General features: G+C 59.3%; 30 protein-coding genes. 15 read left to right on the plus strand and 15 right to left on the minus strand.

The genetic code is table 11. The features are described 5' to 3' along the window. Window positions 1-27 precede the first annotated feature (27 nt). The 7 genes from AC2FIS_RS15720 (at window position 28) to AC2FIS_RS15750 (ending at window position 6,051) form a co-directional block, all read left to right on the plus strand. Window positions 28-489 (plus strand): peroxiredoxin, encoded by a 462-nt coding sequence (locus AC2FIS_RS15720; protein ID WP_496774261.1) that lies wholly within the window; start codon window positions 28-30, stop codon window positions 487-489. A gap of 84 nt (window positions 490-573) precedes the next feature. Continuing rightward, entirely contained in the window at window positions 574-1,389 is an 816-nt protein-coding gene (locus tag AC2FIS_RS15725; protein WP_496774405.1) for a ferritin-like domain-containing protein, read from the plus strand. Between the two features lie 178 nt (window positions 1,390-1,567). After that, window positions 1,568-2,893, plus strand: a complete 1,326-nt coding sequence (locus AC2FIS_RS15730; RefSeq protein ID WP_496774263.1) for a DUF5930 domain-containing protein — start codon at window positions 1,568-1,570, stop codon at window positions 2,891-2,893. Beyond that, window positions 2,883-3,383 carry a bactofilin family protein gene (locus AC2FIS_RS15735; protein WP_113789478.1) on the plus strand — a complete coding sequence of 167 codons (501 nt, stop codon included), beginning with the start codon at window positions 2,883-2,885 and terminating at the stop codon, window positions 3,381-3,383. Before AC2FIS_RS15730 ends, AC2FIS_RS15735 begins: the two co-directional genes overlap by 11 nt. Window positions 3,384-3,500: 117 nt before the next feature. Further along, entirely contained in the window at window positions 3,501-4,310 is an 810-nt protein-coding gene (locus AC2FIS_RS15740; RefSeq protein WP_496774265.1) for a M90 family metallopeptidase, read from the plus strand. Between the two features lie 123 nt (window positions 4,311-4,433). Further along, the gene (gene aqpZ / locus AC2FIS_RS15745; protein WP_282151478.1) at window positions 4,434-5,123 is read left to right on the plus strand and encodes an aquaporin Z; all 690 of its coding nucleotides are present in this window, start codon (window positions 4,434-4,436) and stop codon (window positions 5,121-5,123) included. An 85-nt stretch (window positions 5,124-5,208) separates the two neighbouring features. Further along, window positions 5,209-6,051 carry an alpha/beta fold hydrolase gene (locus tag AC2FIS_RS15750; protein WP_496774268.1) on the plus strand — a complete coding sequence of 281 codons (843 nt, stop codon included), beginning with the start codon at window positions 5,209-5,211 and terminating at the stop codon, window positions 6,049-6,051. 39 nt (window positions 6,052-6,090) lie between these two features. On the opposite strand, the gene AC2FIS_RS15755 is transcribed toward AC2FIS_RS15750, so the two are convergent. Continuing rightward, window positions 6,091-6,639 (minus strand): peptidylprolyl isomerase, encoded by a 549-nt coding sequence (locus AC2FIS_RS15755; RefSeq protein ID WP_109311395.1) that lies wholly within the window; start codon window positions 6,637-6,639, stop codon window positions 6,091-6,093. Continuing rightward, window positions 6,632-7,138, minus strand: a complete 507-nt coding sequence (locus AC2FIS_RS15760) for a peptidylprolyl isomerase (protein WP_108860369.1) — start codon at window positions 7,136-7,138, stop codon at window positions 6,632-6,634. Before AC2FIS_RS15760 ends, AC2FIS_RS15755 begins: the two co-directional genes overlap by 8 nt. Window positions 7,139-7,274: 136 nt before the next feature. On the opposite strand from AC2FIS_RS15760, the gene AC2FIS_RS15765 reads away from it, so the two are divergent. The 7 genes from AC2FIS_RS15765 to AC2FIS_RS15795 all read left to right on the plus strand — a co-directional run bounded on the left by AC2FIS_RS15765 (window position 7,275) and on the right by AC2FIS_RS15795 (window position 13,598). Beyond that, window positions 7,275-8,465 (plus strand): phosphoglycerate kinase, encoded by a 1,191-nt coding sequence (locus AC2FIS_RS15765; RefSeq protein ID WP_496754399.1) that lies wholly within the window; start codon window positions 7,275-7,277, stop codon window positions 8,463-8,465. Window positions 8,466-8,526: 61 nt separating this feature from the next. Continuing rightward, a complete protein-coding gene (locus AC2FIS_RS15770) occupies window positions 8,527-8,871 on the plus strand; it encodes a lysozyme inhibitor LprI family protein (RefSeq protein WP_496774270.1) in 345 nt (114 codons plus the stop codon). A gap of 165 nt (window positions 8,872-9,036) precedes the next feature. Then, on the plus strand, window positions 9,037-9,336 hold the full coding sequence (locus AC2FIS_RS15775) for an FtsB family cell division protein (protein WP_496774273.1): 300 nt from the start codon (window positions 9,037-9,039) through the stop codon (window positions 9,334-9,336). A gap of 176 nt (window positions 9,337-9,512) precedes the next feature. Then, window positions 9,513-10,502, plus strand: a complete 990-nt coding sequence (gene pdhA / locus AC2FIS_RS15780) for a pyruvate dehydrogenase (acetyl-transferring) E1 component subunit alpha (RefSeq protein ID WP_496774275.1) — start codon at window positions 9,513-9,515, stop codon at window positions 10,500-10,502. A 15-nt stretch (window positions 10,503-10,517) separates the two neighbouring features. After that, on the plus strand, window positions 10,518-11,891 hold the full coding sequence (locus AC2FIS_RS15785) for a pyruvate dehydrogenase complex E1 component subunit beta (RefSeq protein ID WP_496774277.1): 1,374 nt from the start codon (window positions 10,518-10,520) through the stop codon (window positions 11,889-11,891). A 14-nt stretch (window positions 11,892-11,905) separates the two neighbouring features. Then, complete coding sequence (locus AC2FIS_RS15790; protein ID WP_496774279.1) at window positions 11,906-13,216, plus strand: pyruvate dehydrogenase complex dihydrolipoamide acetyltransferase; 1,311 nt, start codon at window positions 11,906-11,908, stop codon at window positions 13,214-13,216. Window positions 13,217-13,361: 145 nt separating this feature from the next. Beyond that, complete coding sequence (locus AC2FIS_RS15795; protein WP_496774281.1) at window positions 13,362-13,598, plus strand: hypothetical protein; 237 nt, start codon at window positions 13,362-13,364, stop codon at window positions 13,596-13,598. Between the two features lie 6 nt (window positions 13,599-13,604). Here the strand turns inward: AC2FIS_RS15795 and cysE are convergent, their stop codons facing one another. Continuing rightward, window positions 13,605-14,414 carry a serine O-acetyltransferase gene (gene cysE / locus AC2FIS_RS15800; protein ID WP_108860363.1) on the minus strand — a complete coding sequence of 270 codons (810 nt, stop codon included), beginning with the start codon at window positions 14,412-14,414 and terminating at the stop codon, window positions 13,605-13,607. A gap of 84 nt (window positions 14,415-14,498) precedes the next feature. On the opposite strand from cysE, the gene AC2FIS_RS15805 reads away from it, so the two are divergent. Beyond that, window positions 14,499-14,837 carry a TraR/DksA family transcriptional regulator gene (locus AC2FIS_RS15805; protein WP_108860362.1) on the plus strand — a complete coding sequence of 113 codons (339 nt, stop codon included), beginning with the start codon at window positions 14,499-14,501 and terminating at the stop codon, window positions 14,835-14,837. On the opposite strand, the gene AC2FIS_RS15810 is transcribed toward AC2FIS_RS15805, so the two are convergent. From AC2FIS_RS15810 to AC2FIS_RS15865, 12 genes are read right to left on the minus strand one after another with little or no spacing between them, the layout of a single operon-like run. Continuing rightward, window positions 14,818-15,183 carry a DUF7742 family protein gene (locus AC2FIS_RS15810; RefSeq protein ID WP_496774283.1) on the minus strand — a complete coding sequence of 122 codons (366 nt, stop codon included), beginning with the start codon at window positions 15,181-15,183 and terminating at the stop codon, window positions 14,818-14,820. The genes AC2FIS_RS15805 and AC2FIS_RS15810 overlap by 20 nt on opposite strands. Beyond that, window positions 15,122-19,090, minus strand: coding sequence for a baseplate multidomain protein megatron (locus AC2FIS_RS15815; protein WP_496774285.1), 3,969 nt, complete (start codon window positions 19,088-19,090; stop codon window positions 15,122-15,124). The genes AC2FIS_RS15810 and AC2FIS_RS15815 overlap by 62 nt, the downstream gene beginning before the upstream one ends. Further along, a complete protein-coding gene (locus tag AC2FIS_RS15820) occupies window positions 19,091-19,537 on the minus strand; it encodes an NlpC/P60 family protein (protein ID WP_496774287.1) in 447 nt (148 codons plus the stop codon). Next, entirely contained in the window at window positions 19,534-20,421 is an 888-nt protein-coding gene (locus AC2FIS_RS15825; RefSeq protein ID WP_496774289.1) for a phage/gene transfer agent baseplate hub protein, read from the minus strand. The genes AC2FIS_RS15820 and AC2FIS_RS15825 overlap by 4 nt, the downstream gene beginning before the upstream one ends. After that, window positions 20,421-21,053: a phage distal tail protein, Rcc01695 family gene (locus AC2FIS_RS15830; protein ID WP_496774291.1), complete on the minus strand. Its 633-nt coding sequence runs from the start codon at window positions 21,051-21,053 to the stop codon at window positions 20,421-20,423. Before AC2FIS_RS15830 ends, AC2FIS_RS15825 begins: the two co-directional genes overlap by 1 nt. Before the next feature lie 16 nt (window positions 21,054-21,069). Next, window positions 21,070-21,732 (minus strand): RcGTA-type gene transfer agent tail tape measure protein, encoded by a 663-nt coding sequence (locus AC2FIS_RS15835; protein ID WP_496774293.1) that lies wholly within the window; start codon window positions 21,730-21,732, stop codon window positions 21,070-21,072. Next, a complete protein-coding gene (locus AC2FIS_RS15840; RefSeq protein ID WP_282151492.1) occupies window positions 21,719-21,928 on the minus strand; it encodes a rcc01693 family protein in 210 nt (69 codons plus the stop codon). Before AC2FIS_RS15840 ends, AC2FIS_RS15835 begins: the two co-directional genes overlap by 14 nt. Beyond that, window positions 21,925-22,245: a gene transfer agent family protein gene (locus AC2FIS_RS15845; RefSeq protein ID WP_496774295.1), complete on the minus strand. Its 321-nt coding sequence runs from the start codon at window positions 22,243-22,245 to the stop codon at window positions 21,925-21,927. Before AC2FIS_RS15845 ends, AC2FIS_RS15840 begins: the two co-directional genes overlap by 4 nt. 4 nt (window positions 22,246-22,249) lie before the next feature. Beyond that, window positions 22,250-22,663 carry a phage major tail protein, TP901-1 family gene (locus tag AC2FIS_RS15850; protein WP_282120461.1) on the minus strand — a complete coding sequence of 138 codons (414 nt, stop codon included), beginning with the start codon at window positions 22,661-22,663 and terminating at the stop codon, window positions 22,250-22,252. Window positions 22,664-22,683: 20 nt separating this feature from the next. Further along, window positions 22,684-23,097, minus strand: a complete 414-nt coding sequence (locus AC2FIS_RS15855; protein ID WP_496774296.1) for a DUF3168 domain-containing protein — start codon at window positions 23,095-23,097, stop codon at window positions 22,684-22,686. Further along, on the minus strand, window positions 23,094-23,432 hold the full coding sequence (locus AC2FIS_RS15860; protein ID WP_496774297.1) for a phage head closure protein: 339 nt from the start codon (window positions 23,430-23,432) through the stop codon (window positions 23,094-23,096). The genes AC2FIS_RS15855 and AC2FIS_RS15860 overlap by 4 nt, the downstream gene beginning before the upstream one ends. Next, the gene (locus AC2FIS_RS15865; RefSeq protein WP_496774298.1) at window positions 23,429-24,028 is read right to left on the minus strand and encodes a head-tail connector protein; all 600 of its coding nucleotides are present in this window, start codon (window positions 24,026-24,028) and stop codon (window positions 23,429-23,431) included. Before AC2FIS_RS15865 ends, AC2FIS_RS15860 begins: the two co-directional genes overlap by 4 nt. Window positions 24,029-24,180: the final 152 nt, after the last annotated feature.

Below are 24,180 nucleotides of genomic sequence, written 5' to 3' on the forward strand. Positions count from 1 at the left end.
ACTTAAAATCCTTTAGCGGAGTTTCCAATGCCCGACGTGACAGACATCGCCCCTGATTTCACATTACCCCGCGACGGCGGCGGCGAAGTGACCCTTTCGGACCTGCGCAGCGGTGCCGTCGTTCTTTTTTTCTATCCCCGCGATGATACGCCGGGCTGCACCAAGGAATCCATCGGTTTCTCGGAACAACTTCAGGCCTTTGCCGATGCGGGGGCTCAAGTTTTCGGCATCTCGCGCGACAGCGTCGCCAAGCACGATAAATTTGTCGCCAAGCACAGCCTGACGACTCCGCTTTTGTCGGATGAAGGGTCTTCGGTCTGCGAGGACTATGGCGTCTGGGTTGAAAAGAACTTGTACGGCAAGAAATCCATGGGAATTCAGCGCTCGACCTTCCTGATCGACGGCGAGGGCAAGATCGCCAACGTCTGGCGCAAGGTCAAAGTCCCCGGCCATGTGGACGAGGTGCTAGAGGCTGTGCGCGCCCTGTAACCCTCTCGACCACGGCCGCCATCCGGTTTAAGAGCCGTCCACCTCAATCAGCGGAGACACGCGGTGTCCAAAACACTGACTCAGATGGCGACCGAAGTCCTGACAACAGCGGATGGGCGGGAAAAAACTGCCCTGTCCAAACGCCACGCTGCCACCTGGTTCGCATCGCGCAAGGGCGAGGCGCCTGAGATTGAGGTCGGGACCGCAACGCCGCCGCTGAGCCCTGCCCGCCCGGAAAAGCCCGAGCTGCTATCGCCGCGTGAGGTTCCAAAGCGCAAGCCCGGAACCGAGGCCGGGCGTATCGCCCTGCTTCACGCAGTTGCGCATATCGAGCTGAACGCCGTCGACCTGCATTGGGACATCATCGCGCGATTTGGCCACGTGCCGATGCCGATCGGGTTCTACGATGACTGGGTCAAATGCGCCGAAGAAGAATCGCGGCATTTTGAGATGGTCTGCGACTGTCTGGAAAGCATGGGCAGCCACTACGGCGCCCTACCCGCACATGCCGGGATGTGGCGGGCCGCTGAAGACACCACCGAAGACCTGATGGGACGGCTGGCGGTTGTCCCTATGGTGCTTGAGGCGCGCGGGTTGGACGTGACACCCGGCATGATCGACATATTCCGCAAGGCCAAAGCCGAGCAGGCAGTTGCCGCGCTCGAGGTCATCTATGCCGAAGAAGTGGGCCATGTGGCTTATGGTTCAAAATGGTTCCATTTCCTGTGCGGGCGTGAAAATGCCGACCCCAAGGATGTGTTTCATCAATTGGTGCGCCAGTATTTCCATGGCGTCCTGAAGCCCCCGTTTAACGAAGAAAAACGGGCCGAGGCTGGGCTGCCGCCGGATTTCTATTGGCCTCTGACGGAGGACTTGCCATTGCCGGGACAGACGCAATAACGGGCTTAAGTTGACGATATCGGCAAATTCTCGCCTAGAATCGGCGGCAAAAACCAGTAACGCAAGGTCGGTAAGTTAACAAACTTGCCCAAAACAAAATGCCGCTTTATGCACTTCGCCCAAGGGACGGCTATCACTCACGACCGCTCCCGATCATGGGGATGGAGAGGTGAGACGCGTGAGAACACGTCTGGCAATCAAATTACACTCACTGTTTGAGCGGCATTTTCCCGAACGCCGTGTCTTTCTTAAATCAGACAATGATACGCGTTTCATTCGGCTAAGCTCGGAAACGCAAGTTGTCGCCGTTGCTGGCGTTGCACTGTTCGTGGGTTGGACAGCCGTTGCGACTGCGATCCTTCTGATGGACAGCATCGGATCGGGCAACTTCCGGGAACAGGCCAAGCGCGATCAGGCAACCTATCAGGAACGCCTGAACATCATGTCCGCAGAGCGAGACGTGCGTGCGCAGGAGGCCCTGGCCGCACAGGACCGGTTCAACGCAGCGCTCGATCAGATTTCGGCCATGCAGTCGGAACTGCTCGCGTCGGAAAACCGCCGCCGCGAACTTGAGACCGGGATCGAAGTTATCCAGACCACGCTGCGCGCCACCATGAAACAGCGCGAAGAAGCACGTACAGAACTGGTCACGCTTCAGCAGGAAGCGGGCGAGGGCGACATTTACATGGCCGCCGTCGCCAACCCCGAGCAGATGAACTTTATGACCGAGGCGCTGTCCCGCACCGCCGAGGAACGCGACCAGATTGCCGCCAATGCCAAGGACGCGCTGGAACAGCGTGACGATCTTGAGCTGGAAATCCGGCTGATGCAGGAACGCAGCGACGAGATTTTCCGCCAGTTGGAAGAGGCGATGGTGATCTCGGTCGAACCACTGGACAAGATGTTCCGCCAGGCCGGCATGCCCACCGACCGCATCATCGAAGAAGTCCGCCGCGGCTATAGCGGCATGGGCGGGCCCCTAACCCCTATTTCTTTTAGCACGCGCGGTGAGGAACTGACCCCCGACGAGATCCGCGCAAATACTCTGTTGCAACAGATGGATCAGTTGAACCTGTATCGAATTGCAGCAGAGAAAGCGCCGTTTGCAAGCCCCGTCAATTCCGTCGTGCGATTCACGAGCGGTTACGGGACGCGCCGCGACCCCAAGACAGGTGGTCGCCGCATGCATAACGGCGCCGATTTCGCCGGTGCCCATGGCACCGACATTTTTGCCACCGCCGACGGTGTGGTCAGCCATGCCGGCTGGCAGTCCGGGTTTGGACGGCTGGTGAAAATCAAGCACGCGTTCGGAATTGAGACACTTTATGCCCATAACACGAAGATACGCGTGAAGGTTGGTCAAAGGGTCTCGCGCGGGGATCATATTGCTGATATGGGTAGCACCGGACGGTCAACCGGCACGCATCTGCACTATGAGGTTCGCGTGAACGGAAAACCTGTTAACCCAATGACTTACATCAAGGCTGCGAGAAATGTTTTCTAAGAGCAAAATCAACGAGCCCTCGTCCACTGCACCCGAGGCGGCAAAACCCGCTGCACCGGCGACACCGGCGGCCCCTGCACCGGCAGAAAACAAGGCCAGCACCGCGCCCAAGCCCAAGCCACCGGCATCGGTTCTGTCTTCGGACCTGCACATCACTGGCAACCTGAAGACCTCGGGCGATATCCAGGTCGAAGGCACTGTCGAAGGCGACATCCGTGCGCATCTGCTGACAATCGGTGAGACCGCGACCATCAAAGGCGAAGTCACTGCCGATGACGTCGTGATCAACGGCCGCATCGTCGGCCGTGTCCGTGGTTTGAAGGTACGCCTGACCTCGTCCGCACGTGTCGAAGGCGACATCATCCACAAGACCATCGCGATCGAAAGCGGCGCGCATTTCGAAGGATCGGTTCAGCGTCAGGACGACCCTCTGAACCCGGGCCGCAACGGCAAGGCGGGTGCCAACCCGGCGGCCGAGGTCAAGCAGTAGCGCGGACCACCTTCCAAAGCTTCAAACGCCGCGGGGAAACCTGCGGCGTTTTCCATTTGACGGGGGCGATTGGGATTTCCGGTTCCAACCGCCCGGCGCGTCCTTATAGTGACCTCTATGTTGTTCTTTTTCACTGCCTTGGCGCTTATCGCCGGTTTTCTCTTGTATCGCTACTGGTCCAAGTCCCGGGCGCGCCAACAGCTTTTGTCCACGCCCCTGACAGACCACCAACGCATCCTCATCGAACAGCAAGTGCCTCTGATTCGCCGCCTGCCCCTTGACCTGCGTGTCAAACTGGACGGCAAGGTGAATCTGTTTCTGGATCAGGTTCGTTTCTTTGGTTGCGACGGGCTGGACGTAACCGAGGAGATGGAACTGGCCATCGCCGCGCAGGCCTGCTTGCTCATTGTGAACAGCGATCTTTGGTATGATAACCTGACAACGATCCTGATCTACCCGAACGCTTTTAAGTCTCGGCAGCGCCGACAGGAAGGATACGTCGTCAGCGAGAAAGAGATCGTGCGCACCGGTGAAAGCTGGGACCGGGGACCGGTTATTCTCTCCTGGACCCACAGCAAACTTGGCGCGCTTAATGATCATGACGGGCAGAACGTCGTACTGCATGAGTTCGCCCACCAAATCGACGACCTGTCTGGGGGAACCAACGGTGTTCCGATCCTGAGCGACGGACAAAGCTTTGTCGAATGGGAGCGTGTCTTTCTGACTGCCTATGACACCCTTGTCCGCGCCGTCGAAAGCGGGCGGCACACGGTAATCGACGCCTATGGCGCGACCGGCCATGAAGAGTTCTTTGCCGTTTCCGTCGAGGTATTCTTTGAAAAACCCCGCGACCTCAAATCCGAGGCACCAGAGGTCTATGACCAACTTGCCAAACTGTTCCGACTGGACCCGGTTACCTGGGGTTAGGCGTGTATAGGCTCCCACCGCCTCACTCCTGACCACTGCCAGTGAAATTTCCCCTTATCCAAACATTTCACAAAACATCATTTTCGAATTAGTCTTAAATTAGTGTTTTCAGGAGGATTTTTCATGTCATCAAAACTCATGGCCGAGTTCTTCGGTACGTTCTGGTTGGTTCTGGGCGGTTGCGGCAGCGCCGTTCTGGCCGCCGGGGTCGCCGATGTGGGCATCGGCTGGCTGGGCGTTGCCTTTGCCTTCGGCCTCACCGTTCTGACAATGGCCTATGCCGTTGGGCATATCTCGGGCGGCCATTTCAACCCAGCAGTCAGCCTTGGGTTGATGATCGGGGGGCGGTTTCCGGCGAAGGACCTTATCCCCTATTGGATCGCTCAGGTTGTCGGCGCAATTGCTGCGGCTGCTGTCTTGTATCTGATCGTCAGCGGCGCGCCCGGCTTTGAAAGCGTGGGTGGGTTTGCCTCGAACGGATATGGTGAGGCATCACCCGAGGGTTATTCACTGATGTCCGCTCTGGTGATCGAGATCGTCATGACTGCTTTCTTCATCATCATCATCCTGGGTGCCACTTCCAGCGGCGCTCCTGCCGGGTTCGGCCCCATCGCCATCGGACTTGGATTGACATTGATCCACCTGATCTCGATCCCGGTGACCAACACATCCGTCAACCCGGCCCGGTCCACAGGGGTTGCTTTGTTCGCGGACGCGCCTGCTCTTGGGCAGCTCTGGCTATTCTGGGTCGCACCCCTGATCGGTGGCGCAATCGGTGCCCTAATCTGGAAGACGATGACAACAGACGACTAAAGGCCAAGCGGGGGATTTTTTCCCCCGCTTTCCTCTCCCTAAGCTATCATCCCTGACGAGACGACGCGAAACCAGGGAGGTAGACATGCTTCGAACACTGATGGTCACTGCGATAACGTTGACCGCGACAGCGGGACTGGCACAGGATGCCTGGCTGACAATCCCCGAAACGCCCGATATGCCCGAGGCCGCGTCCAGTGGTACCGCCAGCGTGAATGGCATCGACATGTATTACGCCACCTATGGATCGGCAGAGGGCACTCCCGTCCTGTTGATCCATGGCGGTCTTGCGCATGGCGATATCTGGGCAGCACAAGTGGCTGATCTGGCCAGCGACCACAGCGTGATTGTGGCAGATACCCGAGGGCATGGCCGGTCAACCAATGACGGCAGCACCTACAGCTATGAATTGCTGGCGCAGGACTATCTGGCGCTGCTGGATCATCTGAATGTCGAACAGGTGCATCTGGTTGGGTGGTCGGATGGTGCCAACATTGGCTACACGATTTCGACCACGGCGCCTGACCGTCTGGCCAGCCATTTCGCCCATGCGGGCAATGTCACGCTGGATGGGATCGATCCTTCAGTAGAAACCAACGAAGTCTTCGGTTCTTACGTCGGAATGATGGCCGGGGACTATGTCGCTATGTCCCCCACCCCGGACGGGTTTGATGCGTTTTTGGGCGGTGTCGCGGCCATGTGGGCCACGGAAAAGCCCGGCGGGCTTGAGGGGCTGCAATCGGTGACCGTGCCCACTCTGGTCGTGCAGAGCGAACATGACGAGGCCATCCTGACCGAACACTCGCAAGCGATTGCCGAGGCGATCCCTGATGCTGATCTTCTGATTTTGAAAGACGTTAGTCACTTTGCGTCGTTTCAAGACCCGGATGCATACACGCAAGCGATCAGAGGCTTCATCGACCAATGACGAAAAACCCGGCGCTGGTGCCAGCGCCGGGTTCTAGGATTATTCGGTGACGGTGACTTTTTTCATCACGTCCGGCTGGCCGATAATGGCACCGTTCTGGCCCTCACCGCGTTTGATCGCGTCAACCACGTCCATGCCGTCGGTCACCTGACCAACAACCGTGTACTGGCCGTTCAAGAACGGGCCCGGTTCGAACATGATAAAGAACTGTGAGTTGGCGCTGTTGGGGTCTTGCGCCCGCGCCATGCCAACCACGCCACGGTCGAATTCAAAATCTGAAAACTCGGCCGGAAGGTCTGCACGGTCGGAACCGCCTGTGCCGGCGCGGCGCATGTCGCCACCCAAACGGCCATGTTCCACGTCGCCGGTCTGCGCCATGAAGCCATCGATCACACGGTGAAATACCACGCCATCGTATTTGCCTTCATTGGCCAGCGCAGCGATCTGCTCAACATGTTTCGGAGCAATATCATCGAACAGGTCGATGGTAACAGTGCCATTGGCCCCCTCACCTTCGATCTCGACCTCAAGACCCGTGGCCAGCGCAGGGCTGGCCAACAAGGCAAAAGCGGCAGCCAGCTTATACATCAGCCGCCACCTTGACACTGATCATCCGATCAGGGCTCGCTGGTGGCTCGCCTCGTACGATAGCGTCCACATGCTCCATTCCGTCGATGACACGGCCATAAACAGTGTACTGGCCGTTCAGGAAATGGTTGTCGCCGAAGTTGATGAAGAACTGCGAGTTCGCCGAATCCGGGTTCTGCGAGCGGGCCGCACCCAAAGTGCCACGATCATGGGGCAGCTTCGAGAACTCGGCCGGAACGTTGGGCAGAGACGATCCGCCGGTGCCCGCCATGCGCAGGTTGAACCCGTCTTCCATGTCGCCATGTTGCACGTCGCCGGTTTGCGCCATGAACCCGTCGATCACACGGTGAAAGGCCACGTTGTCATATTCGCCATTGCGCGCCAGTTCTTTCATGCGGGCGCTGTGCTGCGGTGCCACGTCAGGCAGCAGCTCAATGACGACATTGCCGCCTTTGAGTTCGACGATGATTGTGTTTTCGGGATCCTTGATCTCGGCCATGAGGCCCTCCTGTCGTTTTATCTTGCGCAAATACCTATGCGCAGGGCGCGCGAATGCCAAGTGACGCATTGACCTGAGGGCAAAATGCAGGAAAAGAACCGCCTAAGTCACTTTCACATTTGTCGAGGATTGCGCGATGGGCTGGAAAACACTGGACGACATGGACCTGAACGGCAAACGCGTGTTGGTGCGCGTGGATATCAACGTGCCGGTGGTCGACGGGGTCGTGACCGACGCCACCCGTATCGAGCGCATCGTGCCGACCGTTAAGGACATCTTGGCCGCTGGCGGCAAGCCCATCCTGCTGGCGCATTTCGGACGTCCGGGCGGAGAGCGCCGCCAGAACCTGTCGCTGAAGCAGCTTGTTCCGACATTAGAGACAGCCTTTGGCACCAAGGTTCGGTTCGGCGATGACTGCGTCGGAATCGAGGCGGAAACCGCTGCGGCAAACCTGGGTGCTGGCGAGGTGCTCCTGCTGGAAAACACGCGCTTTCACGCGGCAGAAACAAAGAACAGCCCTGAATTGGCTGCTGGCATGGCAAAGATGGGCGATGTGTACTGCAACGATGCCTTCTCGGCCGCGCACCGCGCGCATAGCTCGACCGAGGCGCTGGCCCGCCTTCTGCCCGCCTGTGCTGGCCGTCTGATGCAGCAAGAGCTGAGCGCGCTGGAAGCAGCTTTGGGGGCCCCTAAGCGTCCCGTCACTGCTGTCGTAGGCGGTGCCAAGGTGTCGACCAAGCTGGACCTGCTGGGCAACCTGATCGAAAAGGTGGATTACCTGATTATCGGCGGTGGCATGGCGAACACTTTCCTCGTTGCCCAAGGCGTAAACGTCGGCAAATCGCTGGCTGAAACGGCGATGAAAGACACCGCCGCTGAGATTCTGACCAAGGCCGAGACAACCGGCTGCCAGATTGTCCTGCCCCGCGACGTCGTGGTCGCCGAAAAGTTCGAAGCCCACGCCCCCAATCAGGTTCTACCAGCTGATCAATGCCCCGAAGACAGCATGATCCTTGACGCTGGTCCGGAAACCGTTGCGGAAATCACCGCGATTTTCGACAAGAGCCAGACGCTCATCTGGAACGGCCCGCTGGGCGCATTCGAAATTGAACCATTCGATGCTGCCACCAACGCAGCAGCCCTGAAAGCGGCTGAGCTGACACGGTCCGGACAGCTTGTGTCGGTCGCAGGCGGTGGTGACACGGTCGCTGCGCTGAATGCGTCCGGTGCAGCCAAGGACTTTTCATACATCTCGACTGCAGGGGGTGCCTTCCTGGAATGGATGGAAGGCAAAACGCTGCCCGGTGTTGCGGCACTGGATCAGTAACCCCTATCTGTCTGGCAGTCGGCATTCATGGTACTCTCTTCGTCAAACCGGGAGATGCACCATGAAAGCTGTTGCCGTCCTTGCCACCACCCTGCTGCCCGTCACGACATATGCGCAATCCCACTGCAACGGGCACACACAGCTCGATCTCAATTTTTGCGCCAAAGAGAAATGGGAAGTTGCAGATCAAGAGTTGAACCGCCTTTGGTCAGAGATCAAACCCTTATCGGACACGCGTGGTGATGGCCAAGCCCTGCTGACCGAGCAACGCGCCTGGCTGAAACGTCGTGACGCGACCTGTGACCCCGAGCTGGACAGCGACGGTAGCGCGGCTCCCATGTTCTATTGGGCCTGCATGGAAGAACAAACCCTGCAGCGCAACCAGGCGCTGGAGGCCTGGCAATAACCGCATTTCACGCCAGACAAATTCATCATGCGAACATATTTTTTCTGCTGATCATCAAAAATTGCGAATCGAGGGATTCACAAGCCGAATCACCTGTGACATAGTGCAAGCAGATGCCCGAAAAGGGCACGTTTTTGAGGCAGATTTCATACGGCGGTAAACAGAGTGTCCCGTTCCCATCGGCCCGGTTTGGGCTCAGTTGTATTCTTCATGGTGGCTTTAACGCTGGGTGTTTATTTCACCTTCGCCGCCGTGCAGGGCGACTATGGCCTGTTCCGACGGGTCGAGATTGCAGCGGAACGGGACGCACTGTCGCGCGACCTTGCCAAACTTGACGCCGAAATCACGGAAATGGAAAACCTGACGCGCCGCCTGTCGGACAATTACCTGGATCTGGATCTTCTGGATCAGCAGGCGCGGTCGGTGCTGGGCATGATCCGCTCGGATGAGATCGTCATCCGCTGACCCGGCGGCCGGGTTTTCGTCGACAAATCCTGCGATTTTTGCATGCCAGTCCATGTATCTAGGCGCCCCCCGGTTGTCCCTACGCTGCGTCACATTTCCACTCGCCAGAAAGCAGGAAATGCTTTATGAAATAGTTTAACGCTAAACTATCTTGCCGAGAGGGGGCGATCGCCAACATGGCTGCGCGAAAAACCACAAAGAAACCAAACGTTTCTGCGGAAGAACTTACCGAATATTACCGTGAAATGCTGCTGATCCGCCGATTCGAAGAAAAGGCCGGTCAGCTCTATGGCATGGGTCTGATTGGCGGTTTCTGCCACCTCTATATCGGCCAAGAGGCCGTTGTTGTCGGCCTTGAGGCTGCGACCGAAGAAGGTGACAAGCGTATTACCTCTTACCGCGACCACGGTCACATGCTGGCTTGCGGCATGGATCCGGGTGGCGTGATGGCCGAGCTGACCGGTCGCATTGGTGGTCTGTCCAAAGGCAAGGGCGGCTCAATGCACATGTTCTCGAAAGAGAAGCATTTCTATGGCGGCCACGGCATCGTTGGCGCACAGGTTCCGCTGGGTGCGGGTCTGGCATTTGCCGACAAGTACAAGGGCAATGGCCGTGTAACCTTCACCTATTTCGGTGACGGTGCGGCGAACCAAGGCCAAGTCTATGAGACGTTCAACATGGCCGCACTTTGGGACCTGCCCGTAGTGTTCGTGATCGAGAACAACCAATACGCCATGGGTACGGCGCAGGCGCGCTCGACCTCGACCAAGGATATCTACCACCGCGGCGAAGCGTTTGGCATCCCCGGTGAGATCGTCAACGGCATGGATGTACTGGCTGTCAAAGCCGCTGGGGAAAAGGCTGTCGCGCACTGCCGTGCGGGCAAAGGCCCCTATATTCTTGAGATCAAGACCTACCGCTACCGCGGCCACTCGATGTCTGATCCGGCCAAGTACCGAACCCGCGAAGAAGTTCAAAAGGTTCGTGAGCAAAGCGACCCGATCGAACATGTGCGCGAGCTGCTGCTGACCGGCAAACACGCGACCGAGGATGATCTGAAGGCGATCGACAAAGAGATCAAAGAGATCGTCAATCAAGCCGCCGAATTCTCGAAAGAAAGCCCCGAGCCTTCCGTCGAAGAGCTCTGGAACGACATTTACGCCTGAGAGGACGATTAAGACATGGCAACCGAAATTCTCATGCCCGCCCTTTCGCCCACAATGGAAGAGGGCACATTGGCCAAATGGCTGATCAAGGAAGGCGACACCGTATCCAGCGGCGACATCATGGCCGAGATCGAAACGGATAAAGCGACAATGGAGTTCGAAGCCGTCGATGAAGGCATCGTCGGCAAGATCCTGATCGCGGAAGGCACCGAAGGGGTCAAGGTCAACACCCCCATCGCAGTGCTGATTGAAGAAGGCGAAGACGCCTCGGCCATCCCGGCGGCTGCACCCGCAGGCGCGGCGGTGGCCGAGGCTGCCCCCGTGGCAGCAGAAGCCCCCGCCTCCGCTACACCTGCACCCGCGGCACCTAAGGTGGATCTGTCCCCTGACTGGCCGGCGGATGCATCAATGGTCCAGCAGACCGTGCGTGAAGCGCTGCGCGACGCGATGGCCGAAGAAATGCGAGGTGACGAAGACGTTTACCTGATGGGCGAAGAAGTCGCAGAATATCAGGGCGCCTACAAAATCAGCCAAGGCATGCTGGACGAGTTCGGCAGCAAGCGCGTGATCGATACGCCAATCACCGAACACGGGTTTGCCGGTATTGCCGTCGGCTCCGCCATGGCCGGTCTGAAACCGATTGTCGAGTTCATGACCTTCAACTTCGCCATGCAGGCGATTGACCAGATCATCAACTCGGCAGCCAAGACGCTGTACATGTCCGGTGGCCAGATGGGTTGCCCCATCGTATTCCGTGGCCCCAACGGTGCCGCTGCTCGCGTCGGTGCGCAGCACAGCCAGGACTACGCTGCGTGGTATATGCAAGTGCCCGGCCTGAAAGTTGTGATGCCTTATTCGGCGGCTGACGCCAAAGGTCTGTTGAAATCAGCGATCCGCGATCCCAACCCGGTCGTGTTCCTGGAAAACGAAATCCTTTACGGTCGTTCTTTTGACATGCCGCAGGTGGATGATCTGACCGTTCCGCTGGGCAAGGCGCGTATCTGGCGCGAAGGCTCGGACGTCACCATCGTCAGCTTTGGCATCGGCATGCAATACGCGCTGGAAGCCGCTGATAAACTGGCCGAGGAAGGCATCAGCGCCGAAGTGATCGATCTGCGTACCATCCGGCCAATGGACACCGGCGCGATCATCAACTCGGTGATGAAGACCAACCGTCTGGTGACCGTCGAAGAAGGCTGGCCGCAAGGCTCGGTTGGCGGCTACATCTCATCCGTGGTGATGCAAGAGGCGTTCGATTACCTCGACGCGCCGGTCATCAACTGCACCGGCAAGGATGTTCCGATGCCATACGCCGCGAACCTGGAAAAACTGGCGCTGATCACAACCGAAGAGGTGATCGCAGCCGTCAAACAAGTGACCTACCGGTAAGGAGCAACAGACAGATGCCCACGGAAATTCTGATGCCCGCCCTGTCACCGACCATGGAGGAAGGCACCCTTGCCAAGTGGCTGGTCAAGGAAGGCGACACCGTCTCGTCCGGCGACCTGCTGGCCGAGATTGAAACCGACAAAGCTACGATGGAATTCGAGGCCGTCGACGAAGGCACAATCGGCAAGATCCTGATCCCCGAAGGCACCGAAGGGGTCAAAGTCAACACCGCGATCGCGGTCCTGCTGGAAGAGGGCGAGAGCGCCAGTGACATCGCGGCCACGCCAGCGGCAACACCCACGGCTGCACCCGCAGCCGCCGCGGGCAACGAGGTTGCCGCGCCAGCGGCGTCCGAGGCGCCCGCCCTTGCCCCGGCTGCTCCGGCCAAGGCGGATGGCGGTCGCATCTTTGCGTCACCGTTGGCCCGTCGCATTGCAGCCCAAAAAGGTCTGGACCTGACGCAAATCACTGGCTCTGGCCCACATGGGCGGATCGTTAGAGCAGATGTCGAAGGCGCAACTGCAACTGCCCCGGCTCCGGCTGCCGCATCTGCACCCGCCGCTGCTGCACCGGCAGCCGCCGCAGCTCCGGCCGGTCCGTCCGCGGATGCTGTTGCCCGGATGTACGAAGGTCGCGACTACGAAGAGATCAAGCTCGACGGGATGCGCAAGACCATTGCTGCCCGCCTGTCCGAAGCCAAGCAGACGATCCCGCATTTCTACCTGCGCCGCGATATCAAGCTGGACGCGTTGCTCAAGTTCCGCAGCCAGCTGAACAAGCAGCTGGAAGGCCGTGGCGTAAAGCTGAGCGTCAACGACTTCATCATCAAGGCCGTCGCCAACGCGCTGCAACAGGTTCCCGCCTGCAACGCTGTCTGGGCCGGTGACCGGGTTCTGCAATTGAAACCCTCGGACGTAGCGGTCGCGGTTGCGATCGAAGGCGGTCTGTTCACTCCGGTCTTGCAGGACGCCGACACCAAGTCGCTGTCCGCGCTCTCGGCCGAGATGAAGGACCTCGCCGGTCGCGCGCGTGAGCGCAAGCTGGCCCCGCATGAATATCAGGGGGGTACGTTCGCGGTCTCGAACCTCGGCATGTTCGGCATCGACAATTTCGATGCCATCGTGAACCCGCCGCATGCGGGCATCCTCGCGGTTGGAACAGGTGTCAAAAAACCGATCGTCGGAGATGACGGAGAGCTGGCTGTAGCGACCGTGATGTCCGTCACCATGTCGGTCGATCACCGGGTCATCGACGGTGCCCTGGGGGCTGAACTGCTCAAGGCCATCGTGGACAATCTGGAAAACCCGATGGTCATGCTGGCCTGAAATTAAACGGGCCGCGCTGATATTCACCAGCGCGGCCCACCCGGTTCACAACTGTGACGTGAGCGTTTGTGATCACCGCATTTGTTGCGCAATCACACGCAGTTACCCACCTTGTTTGTTGAGGAACTTCAAACACAGGCGCGCCATGTTCTCCGACCATTCGACAAAACTCTTGCTGGTCGCGGCCATTGCGATCGCTGTACCAACTGGAGTCTATGCAAAGCCCAACAGCTATTTGGGTGAACATTCCGCCTTCAGCTCCGACCCGGTCGAAACCGCCAAGCGTGAAGCCGAGCGCGCCAAACGGAAAAAAGAGCGGAAAATGAGGCGCGAAGAACGGCGTCGCAAGCGATTGATCGAAAAGAACAATCGCTTGAACTGACTTGAGTTACTGGTCTTTGCCCAGCATGTGGTCCATCGAGATCGACGGCTGATCACACCCGGCCTCTCCGACAATCTTCGCCGGAATCCCGGCCACGGTTTTACACGCAGGAACTTCCTGCAGCACCACGGAACCCGCAGCGATGCGACTGCAATGGCCGACTAAGATATTCCCCAGAACCTTGGCACCCGCGCCGATCAGGACACCGTCGCCAATTGTGGGGTGCCGTTTTTCTTCTTCTTTTCCGGTCCCGCCAAGAGTCACCGAATGCAACATCGAGACGTTGTCCCCGACAACGGCCGTTTCACCGATCACGATGGAATGCGCGTGGTCGATCATGATCCCCTTGCCGATCTTTGCCGCTGGGTGAATATCGATCCCGAAAATCTCGGACGAACGCATCTGGAAGAAATATGCCAGATCATGCCGCCCTTTGCGCCACAACCAGTGCCCCACGCGATAGGCTTGCATGGCCTGATACCCTTTGAAGTACAGGATTGGCTGCAACAGACGGTGGCAAGCAGGATCGCGTTCATAGACAGCCATCAGATCCGCGCGCGCGGCCTCGATCAGCGAGGCGTCGTTGGCATAGGCTTCGTCCACGATCTCACGCAGCACCATCATCGACATTTCGTTCGAGCACAGCTTGGCCGCAATCCGGTAGGACAGCGCCCGCTCCAGGCTGCGATGATGCAAAATACAGGCATGCACCAGCCCGCCCATCAAAGGCTCGATTTCGACGGCCGTCTGAGCTTCGGTCGTGATGCGATCCCAAACAGGGTCTACGGTGGTCACGTGACTGCGCGTTTCGAACATGGCTTTTCATCCTTTGCTGCGCCTAGAATGCCATTTAGTTGTAAAATCACCAAACGCAAACCCGTGATCTGCAGGGCAACAAAAATGAATGAAACCCAGTTGGAGGATTTCGAAGCCCGTATCCGCGCGCGATTGGACGAATTGGCCGCACATTCTGCGCTTGGAACCGAGGCACAAGCAGTTGTTGAACTGGACCAACAGGCAGTCGGGCGGCTCAGCCGGATGGACGCCCTGCAAAATCAGGCCATGGCCAAGGCTCAGCAAGCGAATCGGGATATCGAAACACGCCGATTGTCAGTGGCCCTGACCCGGATCAAAGATGGTGAATTCGGGTATTGCGAGGATTGCGGCGAAGAGATTCCGGTTGGTCGTCTGAACCTTGATCCAGCGGCCAGCAAGTGCGTCAGCTGCGCATCCGGGTAACGCGGAATTGAACCAGGCATCGCAGAACCATCTCAAAACACTGGCAATATTGCAAATCGTCAAAGCTTGGCTCGTTGGCCAATGGCCGGGTTCGGGCCACTGTCATCAATGAGCCATTACCAAACAGCGGGTGTAGCCGGCCTGTATGGCCGACATAGATGTCGGCCAGTTCAGCTTCGTTGATCATTCTGGTGCACAGGCGTTCCCGGTGGGAAGGCGGCGCGTTTAGCAACACCCGCGCCGCGGCACTTACATCGCCGTGCAAAACAGGACGCATACGTGCCTTACCCAACCAGAAGACGTGCGGCGGGACCCGGCCCGTAGCTGGCTGAGATCTGTGCCACATCAACCTCGTAAGTGCCGGTTACGCCATCGGCGGCTTTCATCGTTGATGGGTATGTCCAGCGCGGCTCTGACGTAACCTGTTCGCGTATTGCTGACCCGTTGATCCTGATTTTCACCAGATAGGATTCAGTCTCTTCCCCCAACGGCACGTCAAATCCATCCCAGCCATCGCCGTCCAGCCGGGTTCGACGTATCCACGAAATTTCATCACCCGCTCCGATTTTTGCCAATTTGACATGCACCGGAGCATATGGCCGAAGTCCGTTGCCGTTGAAGGCGTGAACCTGGTGGAGGAAAGAAGGATCGTCATAGGCACGCGTTCCCGGCCCAATGCGATAATGTTTCGCCACCCGCCTTTCAGACCGCAACAGCCCGGTTTGGAAAACTCTTTCATCCAGCAAGACAAAAGTTGAACCTTCAGGCCAGGTGTCAGGCATGACACTGTCCGTCCCCAATTGCCCGCGCAGGCGCCCTGAAAGGGCGTAGGTCCCCTGACCCACAAGTTCGGCGCTGGCGAACTGGAACAGTTCCCAGTTGCCGGGCGTCCCGTCCCCTATTGCGGCCAGATTGCCACCATTCAACAAAGCGTCGCGCGGGCGCGATTCCAGCAAGCCATCGACCAGCCTGATACGCAGCGGCGCACCGTCGTCCCAAACCCCGACGCTGGCGCGCCGCAGAGGCGATTGAGTAAACCCGATGACGGCCTGTGCCGAGATCACCTCTTGCAAGGTATAATCCTCATCATTCACCGCCGAATACACTGCAGCGCTTCCGGGCCAGGGGTCGGCGGACACAGCCAGGTAAGGCGCATGCGGCACCTCTGAGCCGGTAATCAACGGCAGATCCATGAACACCGGCAGGACCGGAACCGGGGCGACAAAGGGCTTGGTTGAGATTAGGTCATCAGGCAGGTCAGACGGCGCGTATATCCCCGGTTCGATCCGAACTGCGTCTGCCAATTGTATCTCGGCTTGCTCCAGTCGATCGATCCTGAAACGCGCACCCTGCCCGCCCTCATCCAGGCTAACAACGTCTCCCGCGCCGATGTGCCCCAACGAAGGCGGCAGCGCAAAGCGCACGGTTTCGCGGGACACCCGCGCCTCGCTTAGCCACCGTTCCGCCGTCTGGCGACCTTCGGCACGTGTCATGGACAGGGGCATCTCGTTGACGGACACCGAATGGGTCCGAGTGTCGGGCAGAACGGCCTCTTCCGCGACGATGTCATGATCCCCATCCGATTGAACAAAGCGCAAGCGCACCCGACCCGTCATTTCAGCCTCGGCTTCGCGGCGATGTTCGATACCGGCCTCAATATCAGAGCTGAGCGCCAGATGTTCCTGATCCAGCGCGATGGCGCGTTGCCCATTGCGCATCTGAAACCGCAATACACCATCCCTCTCGATCGCATCAAAACCATAGCGCAGCATCAACGGCTGCAAGGCGGATCGCGCGTCCGAGACCTGTTCAATAGCATAGCCGCGCACCACACCATAAAGGCGCGACGTGTCGATGTCGGTCACCCCAGCCCCATGACAAATCTCGGTCACTACCGATGCCAGCGTGCGCGACCCCGACCGCCCGTTCAACCAATGCCCTCGCGCGTAATTCTCGCCATCACTCCACTGGTTTTGCAGGTTCGGGAAGGTTGGATATGGCCGCGCATCCCAGGCCCAGACATAGGCATTGGACAGATCAATCATTCGGCCGCCGTAAGTATTGGAAACCGGGTTGTTTCTTGCCTCGGACCAATAGCCCAAAATCGCCTTGAGATATTGCAACTGAATGAAATCATCCCGCAGACCGTTGGAATAGCGCGGCAGCTTAGATTCCGAGGATTTCGGGTCCAGAAACTTGTTCGGCTGATTGGTGCCTTTGTCGATGGCCGCACAGCCCAGTTCCGTGAACCAGATCGGCTTGGACCTAGGCACCCATGCGGTCCGATTGGCTTGACGCACGCCTCCGATCCGTTCGTGATGCGGTTGTGACCACCAGTTGCGTATATCCTTGTATCGCCAGATCCAGGCCTCATCATGCGCCTGATCTTCGATCGCAGACCGGATCTGCGCTTTGGATTCCTCGGCCGAGGCGTAGTACCAGTCGTACCCTTCTCCGCCTTCAACGTTGCCGCGCAAGTGATCCAGATCATAGATCGCATCTACGCCCGCCTTGGCGTCGACGTGATCCTCTCCGTCCCGCCAATCGGACAGCGGCATGTAATTGTCGATACCAACGAAGTCGATATTGTCATCGGCCCAAAGCGGATCCAGATGGAAGTACCGGTCGCTGCCAGCATCGACGGGTTTATAGCCGAAATACTCGCTCCAGTCGGCGGCATAGCCGATTTTGGTATCCGACCCGAGGATTTTGCGCACTTCAGTCGCGAGGATTTGCATCTGCGCCACAGCCGGAAACCCGGTCGCGCCCCTGATCTGCGTCAGGCCGCGCATCTCGGATGCGATGCAAAACGACGCCACACCACCAGCTGCTTTGCAGAGCGCCGCATAGTGCAAAATAAACCGGAACAAACCCCATTCCTGCGGGCCGGTATAGGTGACGGTGCCATCGTCAACGACAAAGTCACCTGCGCGGGCCTGGCCAAAGAACTGCGCAACCTGCGCGTCAGCCCCGGTTGTCTTGTCCGGGGATCCGTTGCGCCCTGGTGCCTCGCTTAGCGTGATCCGCCCTCGCCACGGCAGGTGCGGCTGATCGGTGGCATCCGACCAGGGATCGGGCAGACCGTTGCCGCGCAGCTGGTCCATCAGGATGAAGGGATAGAACATCACCCGCTTGCCGGATGTGTTCAGGTGCCGGATCGCCTCGACCACGGACGCATCCGCTGGTGTCGCCCCATAAACTGGTCGATCATTTTCGATCTGAACAACCTGTGCAGCTGCCCGGGATACGCCTGATACGCTCCACGGCATGTTCTTGCCATCAAACTCTTTGTGCAGGACTTTTGGCTGCACCTTGCACTGACCGCACCGCAGATCGTCGCCAAACCACGACACGACAAGCGACACCGCATCGCAGGCGGGCAATTCAGCATTCAGCGCGTGAGTTGAGGTGACCAGATCGGAAACGCCCGAAGCCGAGTGCACGTTCGCGGCCCAGCTTTGCCCTTGCCCTTTGGAGTAATTCACCTGCCTGCTGGCCAGTGAGTATTCACCCGTACCCGGGATCATCGCCACGCCGCGCACGATCCGGGAAACGGCACCGGGCGTGTCTGGCAGCCCCGGCTGTTCCTGTCGGACAACCTCAAAGGAAAACTGCGGGACGCGGTTGCCGAACGCGGCAAGTTGAAGGTCCTCGATCACCACATAGGCCGTGCCCCGGTACGCAGGGACCTGCCCGGTGCCCTCGACCGCCTCGATCAACGGGTCAGGCAACTGATCGTCAGTACCCTTGTACAGGCGCATATTCAGCCCGGCGCGCTCAAGCTCTTCACCATCGGCCCAGATACGCGAGATGTCAGAGATCTGCCCAGCGCCCACCGAAATCGCCAGCGAGATCGAATAGCCGTAGGTATGCGTGGTCGTGGTTGTGGTGGCCGAACTTGGCCGTCGCGACCCTTTCCCGCCCCGCGTGGATTGCGTTGTCGTGCTGGCGCTGCGGGTTTCCAGAAAGTCCGATGCCCAGATGATCTGCCCGCCGACACGCATACGACCGAACACGGTAGTGACCGAAGCGCCTTCACCAGTTTCGGTCAGACGGAAACGATCCAGACGGCCGGTTTCAACAACTTCGCTGCCGCCACCCATGACAGATTGGCTCATCAACCGCTGGTCGATGACCCGCCCCAGTGTCGCGCCGACGGCCCGGCCAATGATTGCCGTGGAAAGACCCGCGACAGTGCCACCGATCGAGCCGCCTAGGGCAGCCCCGGCTGCGGAAAGTACAATCGTAGCCATTTACTTGACCTCCAGCGGAAATGCGAAACAGGCGACAACCCGGCGACGCCATGGGTCGCTCAGGGCGTTTTCCACAACGCCGTGCCCGGAATATGCGTGAATGAACCGCGGGACCGCGTCGGTTTCGCTGACAACACCCACATGTTTGGCGACGCCGCCATCGCGCATGCGGAACAGCAATACGTCGCCTGTTGCCAGTTCCGAGGGCCGCTTTGATGTCAAATTTCGGCGGGCGGCATCCCACATGCGTTCATCACCCTGCGGCTCTGACCAGTCCATGCTGTAGCTCGGCACGGACTCCGGCTCAGCTCCGTACAGCGCGCGCCAGATGCCGCGTAGCAATCCCAAACAATCCGCCCCCGCGCCCCTGACGGACGCCTGATGCACGTATGGCGTGCCCAACCAACGGCGCGCCTCTGAAACTATATCCTGCCGGTCTATTGTCATCGCCTGCTGCCCCCTTTGTTCGGTTTGTCTTTCTTGGGAACAGCCATCACCCAGTCCTCACCCGGCAAGTCCGGAAAGCCCTGAAAATTGATGAGATTGTTGAATTTTCTTCGGCAGGTCTCCATGCGCTTATCGCACCCGGCGGTCAGCCGGACACGATCACCGACTGTCAGCCCGCCACTGATCCCCGTCCATAAGGTGACATTGCGCCCCCCCGGAATACGCTCATCCTGTTTCACCGACGCCCAAAGACCCACCGCACTGCCGGAAATCACATCCAGACGGCCACGTTCGAACCATCCCATATCCGGCGCGTCCGCACCTTTCAGTTGAAGCACACTGCCCGCCGACAGGCTGACGATCTCAGCCTCTGCCTGAAAACCAGGTGCTGCCGCGTTGAATCGGCACGCGCCGTCGCCTAGCACTGCGGTGCAAGGTTTTTGGTAAATCCGCCCCAAGGGCCGGTTCAGCAGATCCGTCAGCCCTCGCAGCTCAGCATGAAAGGCCCCGCCACCACGACGCATTTCCCCAATCGAACCACGAAACTGTAGAGTTCGTTGTTCGGGGTCTGCCCAGTTCACCAACCAAGCCCGAACCTGTGCACCGTCAAACCGCCCGGCCTCAATGTCCTCTTCCCGGATTGCCGCATCAGACAGCGCGCCCATCGCTTCAGAGTTATCGATCGAAAGCCCGGTTGCCTGTTCGATCGCTGCTGCGGTCAGGCCAGAGCTTGCTTTGAATGTCAGCCCGTCAAAGCGCAACTCCATATCATGATCGGTAAACCCATAGACCTGCCCATCCGTGCGTGTGATGGCCCAGCATCGACAGGTGGTGGTCATCCCGCTTTGCAGATGCTCCTGCAACCCCTGTGCATTACCGCCCATCAGACCCGCACCTCGACCACCGGAACGTTGGGCACGTCGCCTGCCTGAAAGCTGGCCACGCTGGTCTGGATCTTGTCGGTGTCAAAACGAACGGGCACGTCAAATTCGAACCCTGCCGTAATCTCGACGTCTTGCGGTGGCGCGTTCGTAAACGTGACCCGGCCCCGCGCCAGATCTACCTCGAAATCCACGCCTTCGCGCATTTCGTCCTGCTCAAGGCCAAGTTTGACGGTCCCTAGAACTGGCTTGAGGATCGGACGGACGTATTTGAACCCGCCAGAGTTGTAGGTTTTCAACAACTGGAACTCGGTCGCCTTGCCATCACCGCGCGCAATGACCTGATCGGCATTGTCTACCTCAGCCGTTGCTGCGCCCGACTTGAAGTCAGACCAATCTTTCCAACGAAATCCGAACATCTGCCCCTGCCGCGCCTCGAAGAACGAAATCAGCGCTTCGATATCATCCAACGAGCGCATCCCCAGCCCGGCATCATAGCGTCGCCTTGAATGGGCCCAGGGTGTGTTGCGTTCTTCAAACCCATTGGCCAGCGTCACGATATCCGTGCGCCGCTCGGGGCCGCCCACCGAACCAAAGCTCAGGCTGGCGGGAAATCTAACCTCATGGAAATTCATGGCCTGCTCCCTCAAGTTACCTGTTGCGATTGCCGCGCCCCAGCGCGCGGCTCATCTGCGCCGCAATCTGGCTTTGACTGCGACGAAACCCCTGCACATCCGGGGTGGTGATGTTCATCACGACATTGACGGCACGCCCACCTCCCGAGGTGCGCACCCCAAGCTTACCGTCCGACCCGCGCGCCAAGGGCATGATCGCCTCGGGGCCGGCTTCCCCCATCAACCCGGTTCCACCGCGCATGGGAAATGTGGTTGGGCCGCTGACAACGCCACCATTTGCGAATGGCATCACCCGGCCTTGGGAAAAGCTGCCGCCGTCCGCAAATGGCAAAAGCCCCTGCACCAGACCGCCAACGGTTCCGGCCAGCATCCCGCCAAAGTGATCCGTCACCGGCTTGATCGCCGCCGAATACGCTGTGCGGATCATTGAGTTCTTCAAAACGTCCAGCGCATCGGACAGGTTCATCCCGTCCAGCACCACGCCATCGAAGGCTTTGCGCAACCCGCTGGACATGCCGCGTTCCAGCGTCGCGACATCCTTGCCGGTTTCCTCAAACGCCGCGCTGATCCGTTTCATCTGGCCGTCAAAAGCAGCCGCCATAGATGCCGCGTCGCCCAGCGAATCGCCCAGCGAATCGCCGCGTTCCTGCAGGTCGTCAAACCCGTCACGATCCGTCATCACGCTCTCCTTGTGTTTTGTCCGGATAGGCCTTCAGCAATGCATCCAGGCCAGCCCGGTTCATCGCCGGTATCCCTGCGCCCTGCCCCAACATCAGTTGCAATTCGGCTGGCGTCAGTCGCCAGAACTGATCCGGCGTCAGACGCAGACCGACAAGCGCGGCCCGCATCAAGGCGGGCCAGTTGAACCCGCTCATGCCTGATCCGGCACCATGAAGGCCCGCGCCAACAACTCGGCTGCCGCACGCGCAGCTGCCATCGGGCCACCCTCGATTTCGGCGCTCAGCAGATCGGCGCGGTTGACGTTGCCGCCACCGCCGCGCAACCCGGCCACGATAAGAGCCAATACGTCACCACTGGAATAGGCTCCGCTTTCGAACCGTTGCACGAGTTCCACCAGCGAACCGGCACCCAGTTCTTGTTCCAATTCCGCCAAAGCGCCCAGCGTCAGCTTGAGCACCCGCCGCTCTCCATCGATGGTCAAAGCCACCTCACCCGTCCACGGATTGGCCATCGACTTACAGCGCCGTAAAGCTCAGCGCGCCTGCGCTGGCCAAACTCATCTCATAGGTCGCCTCGCCGTTGTGTGAGCCCGCATATTCGACACCTGTGACCTGAAACGGCCCGTCGACAATGCCGAAATCGGGGATGATGACCTGAAAATCCGGTGTTTCACCATCAAAGAACAATTGCCGCGCGCGTTCATCGGTCCCAGCATCCTTGAACACGCCTGAACCGGATATCGACGCCGATTTGACCCCGGCACCCGATAGAAGTTCGCGCCAGCCTCCCTGGCTTTCCAGGCTGGTGACATCCACGCTTTCCGCGTTGAAACTGACGCGCGTGGCGCGCAACCCCGCGATAGTTTCGAACAGACCGCTGCCGTTCATATCCACTTTGACCAACAGGTCCTTGCCGTTCTGGGCACCCATATGCTCTCTCCGTTGATTGGTTAGTCGTCTTCCACGCGGGCGCGGAATTTCAGGTCGATCTGGCGGATCGCTCCACCGGTCCCGGTGCGCCGGGCTGATGCGCGCTCGAACCACAGGCCCACCAGACGCCCGCGATCAAGGCTGGGCATGGCACCCTCCAGCGCGTCACACACGGCACCGGCCAGGATCTTGGCGGCCCCGAACCCTGCGGCTTCGGACACGACCGAAACCGTGAACCGGTGCACCGCACCCCCACCCGATCGGTCAGAGACATCACGAACCTCTTCCGGTCCCAGCGTCACATAAGTCTGTGGTACTGCTCCGGATGGCACCGCGTCATAGATCGCGCCACCCGACAAATCGTTAACCTGCGCATCCTCTGAAATCTGCTTGAACACCGCCGCCTGCAGGGCGGCTGAAACGCCATAGCTCATGCTGCCACCTCCTCATCCGCGAAACAGATCAGGTATTGGCCGCGCGGATCACGCTCAGCTACAGCGCGGATGACAAAGCGACGTGTACCCTCTGCAAAGCGCTGATCCGGCGATGGCCGCATGGTCGAACCTGTGGGCGCACCCCGGACCACGATGCGATAGCCGACCCGTGAAATAGGGACACCAGCCACCTGCCGCTCGGACCCGCTGCGCGCGGTCACCTCGGCCCATACCGTGCCCAGCGGCACCCAGGTTTCGGTGTATCCGCCTGACCCATCGGCCACGCGCACCGGCGCCTCCAGCACTAGCGTTCTGTTCAACCGCGGCGCTTTCATTGCATCACCCCAGCGCCAAACCGAACTGTGCGATAGCGTTGGATCAGACTGGTGACGCCAAATGGCATACACCCGGCACCCAGCGCTGTCTCATCGCGGTATTCGTAGTAATGCGCGGCCAGCAGCAGCACCGCCTGCCCCAGATCGGCGGGCAACCCGCCCCAATCCGTTGCCATCCCAGCGGCAAAGACGATCCTGACAGAACCACCCTTTGGCATCTTCGGCATCAGTGGCCCCACGGGGCGTAACCGGGGGCGCTGAGCATCTTTTTCCAACCGGTATCTATTCGGGGTGACGACAGCCTCTGCACCGTCTGCATCTGCCAGCGTCACACTCTTGACCTCGGTGACCGGAGCCACCGGCAGAACCTCTCCCGACTGGTCTCGCCATACGGTCAGGCTCCAAGAAAAATCGCGTTCGATCAAAACCTTGCCAGTGCGCGCTTCGATTGCCGCAACGGCTGCGCGCAGAAAGCCTTTCAGCACATCGTCCTGTACGCTGTCTTCGGCAAAGCCCGTGCCCAGCCGCAGATGCGCTTTAAACTGATCCACCGGCAGCGCCGCATCCGCGATGGCGGTTTCTTCGATCAACATCATCCATTCACTCCGCAATCTCGGACCCCTCCGGGGGCCTCACTCAGGAAAATGACGGGCACGCGCCGCCCCACGTTGCTCGGACGGAGGGGAGCAGCTAGACAACGCAGGGGATCTCACCCCGGCCCGCGCCCGCGCCCGAGGGGCCAATGGCC

The organism is Ruegeria sp. CDSB113 (genome assembly GCF_059611045.1).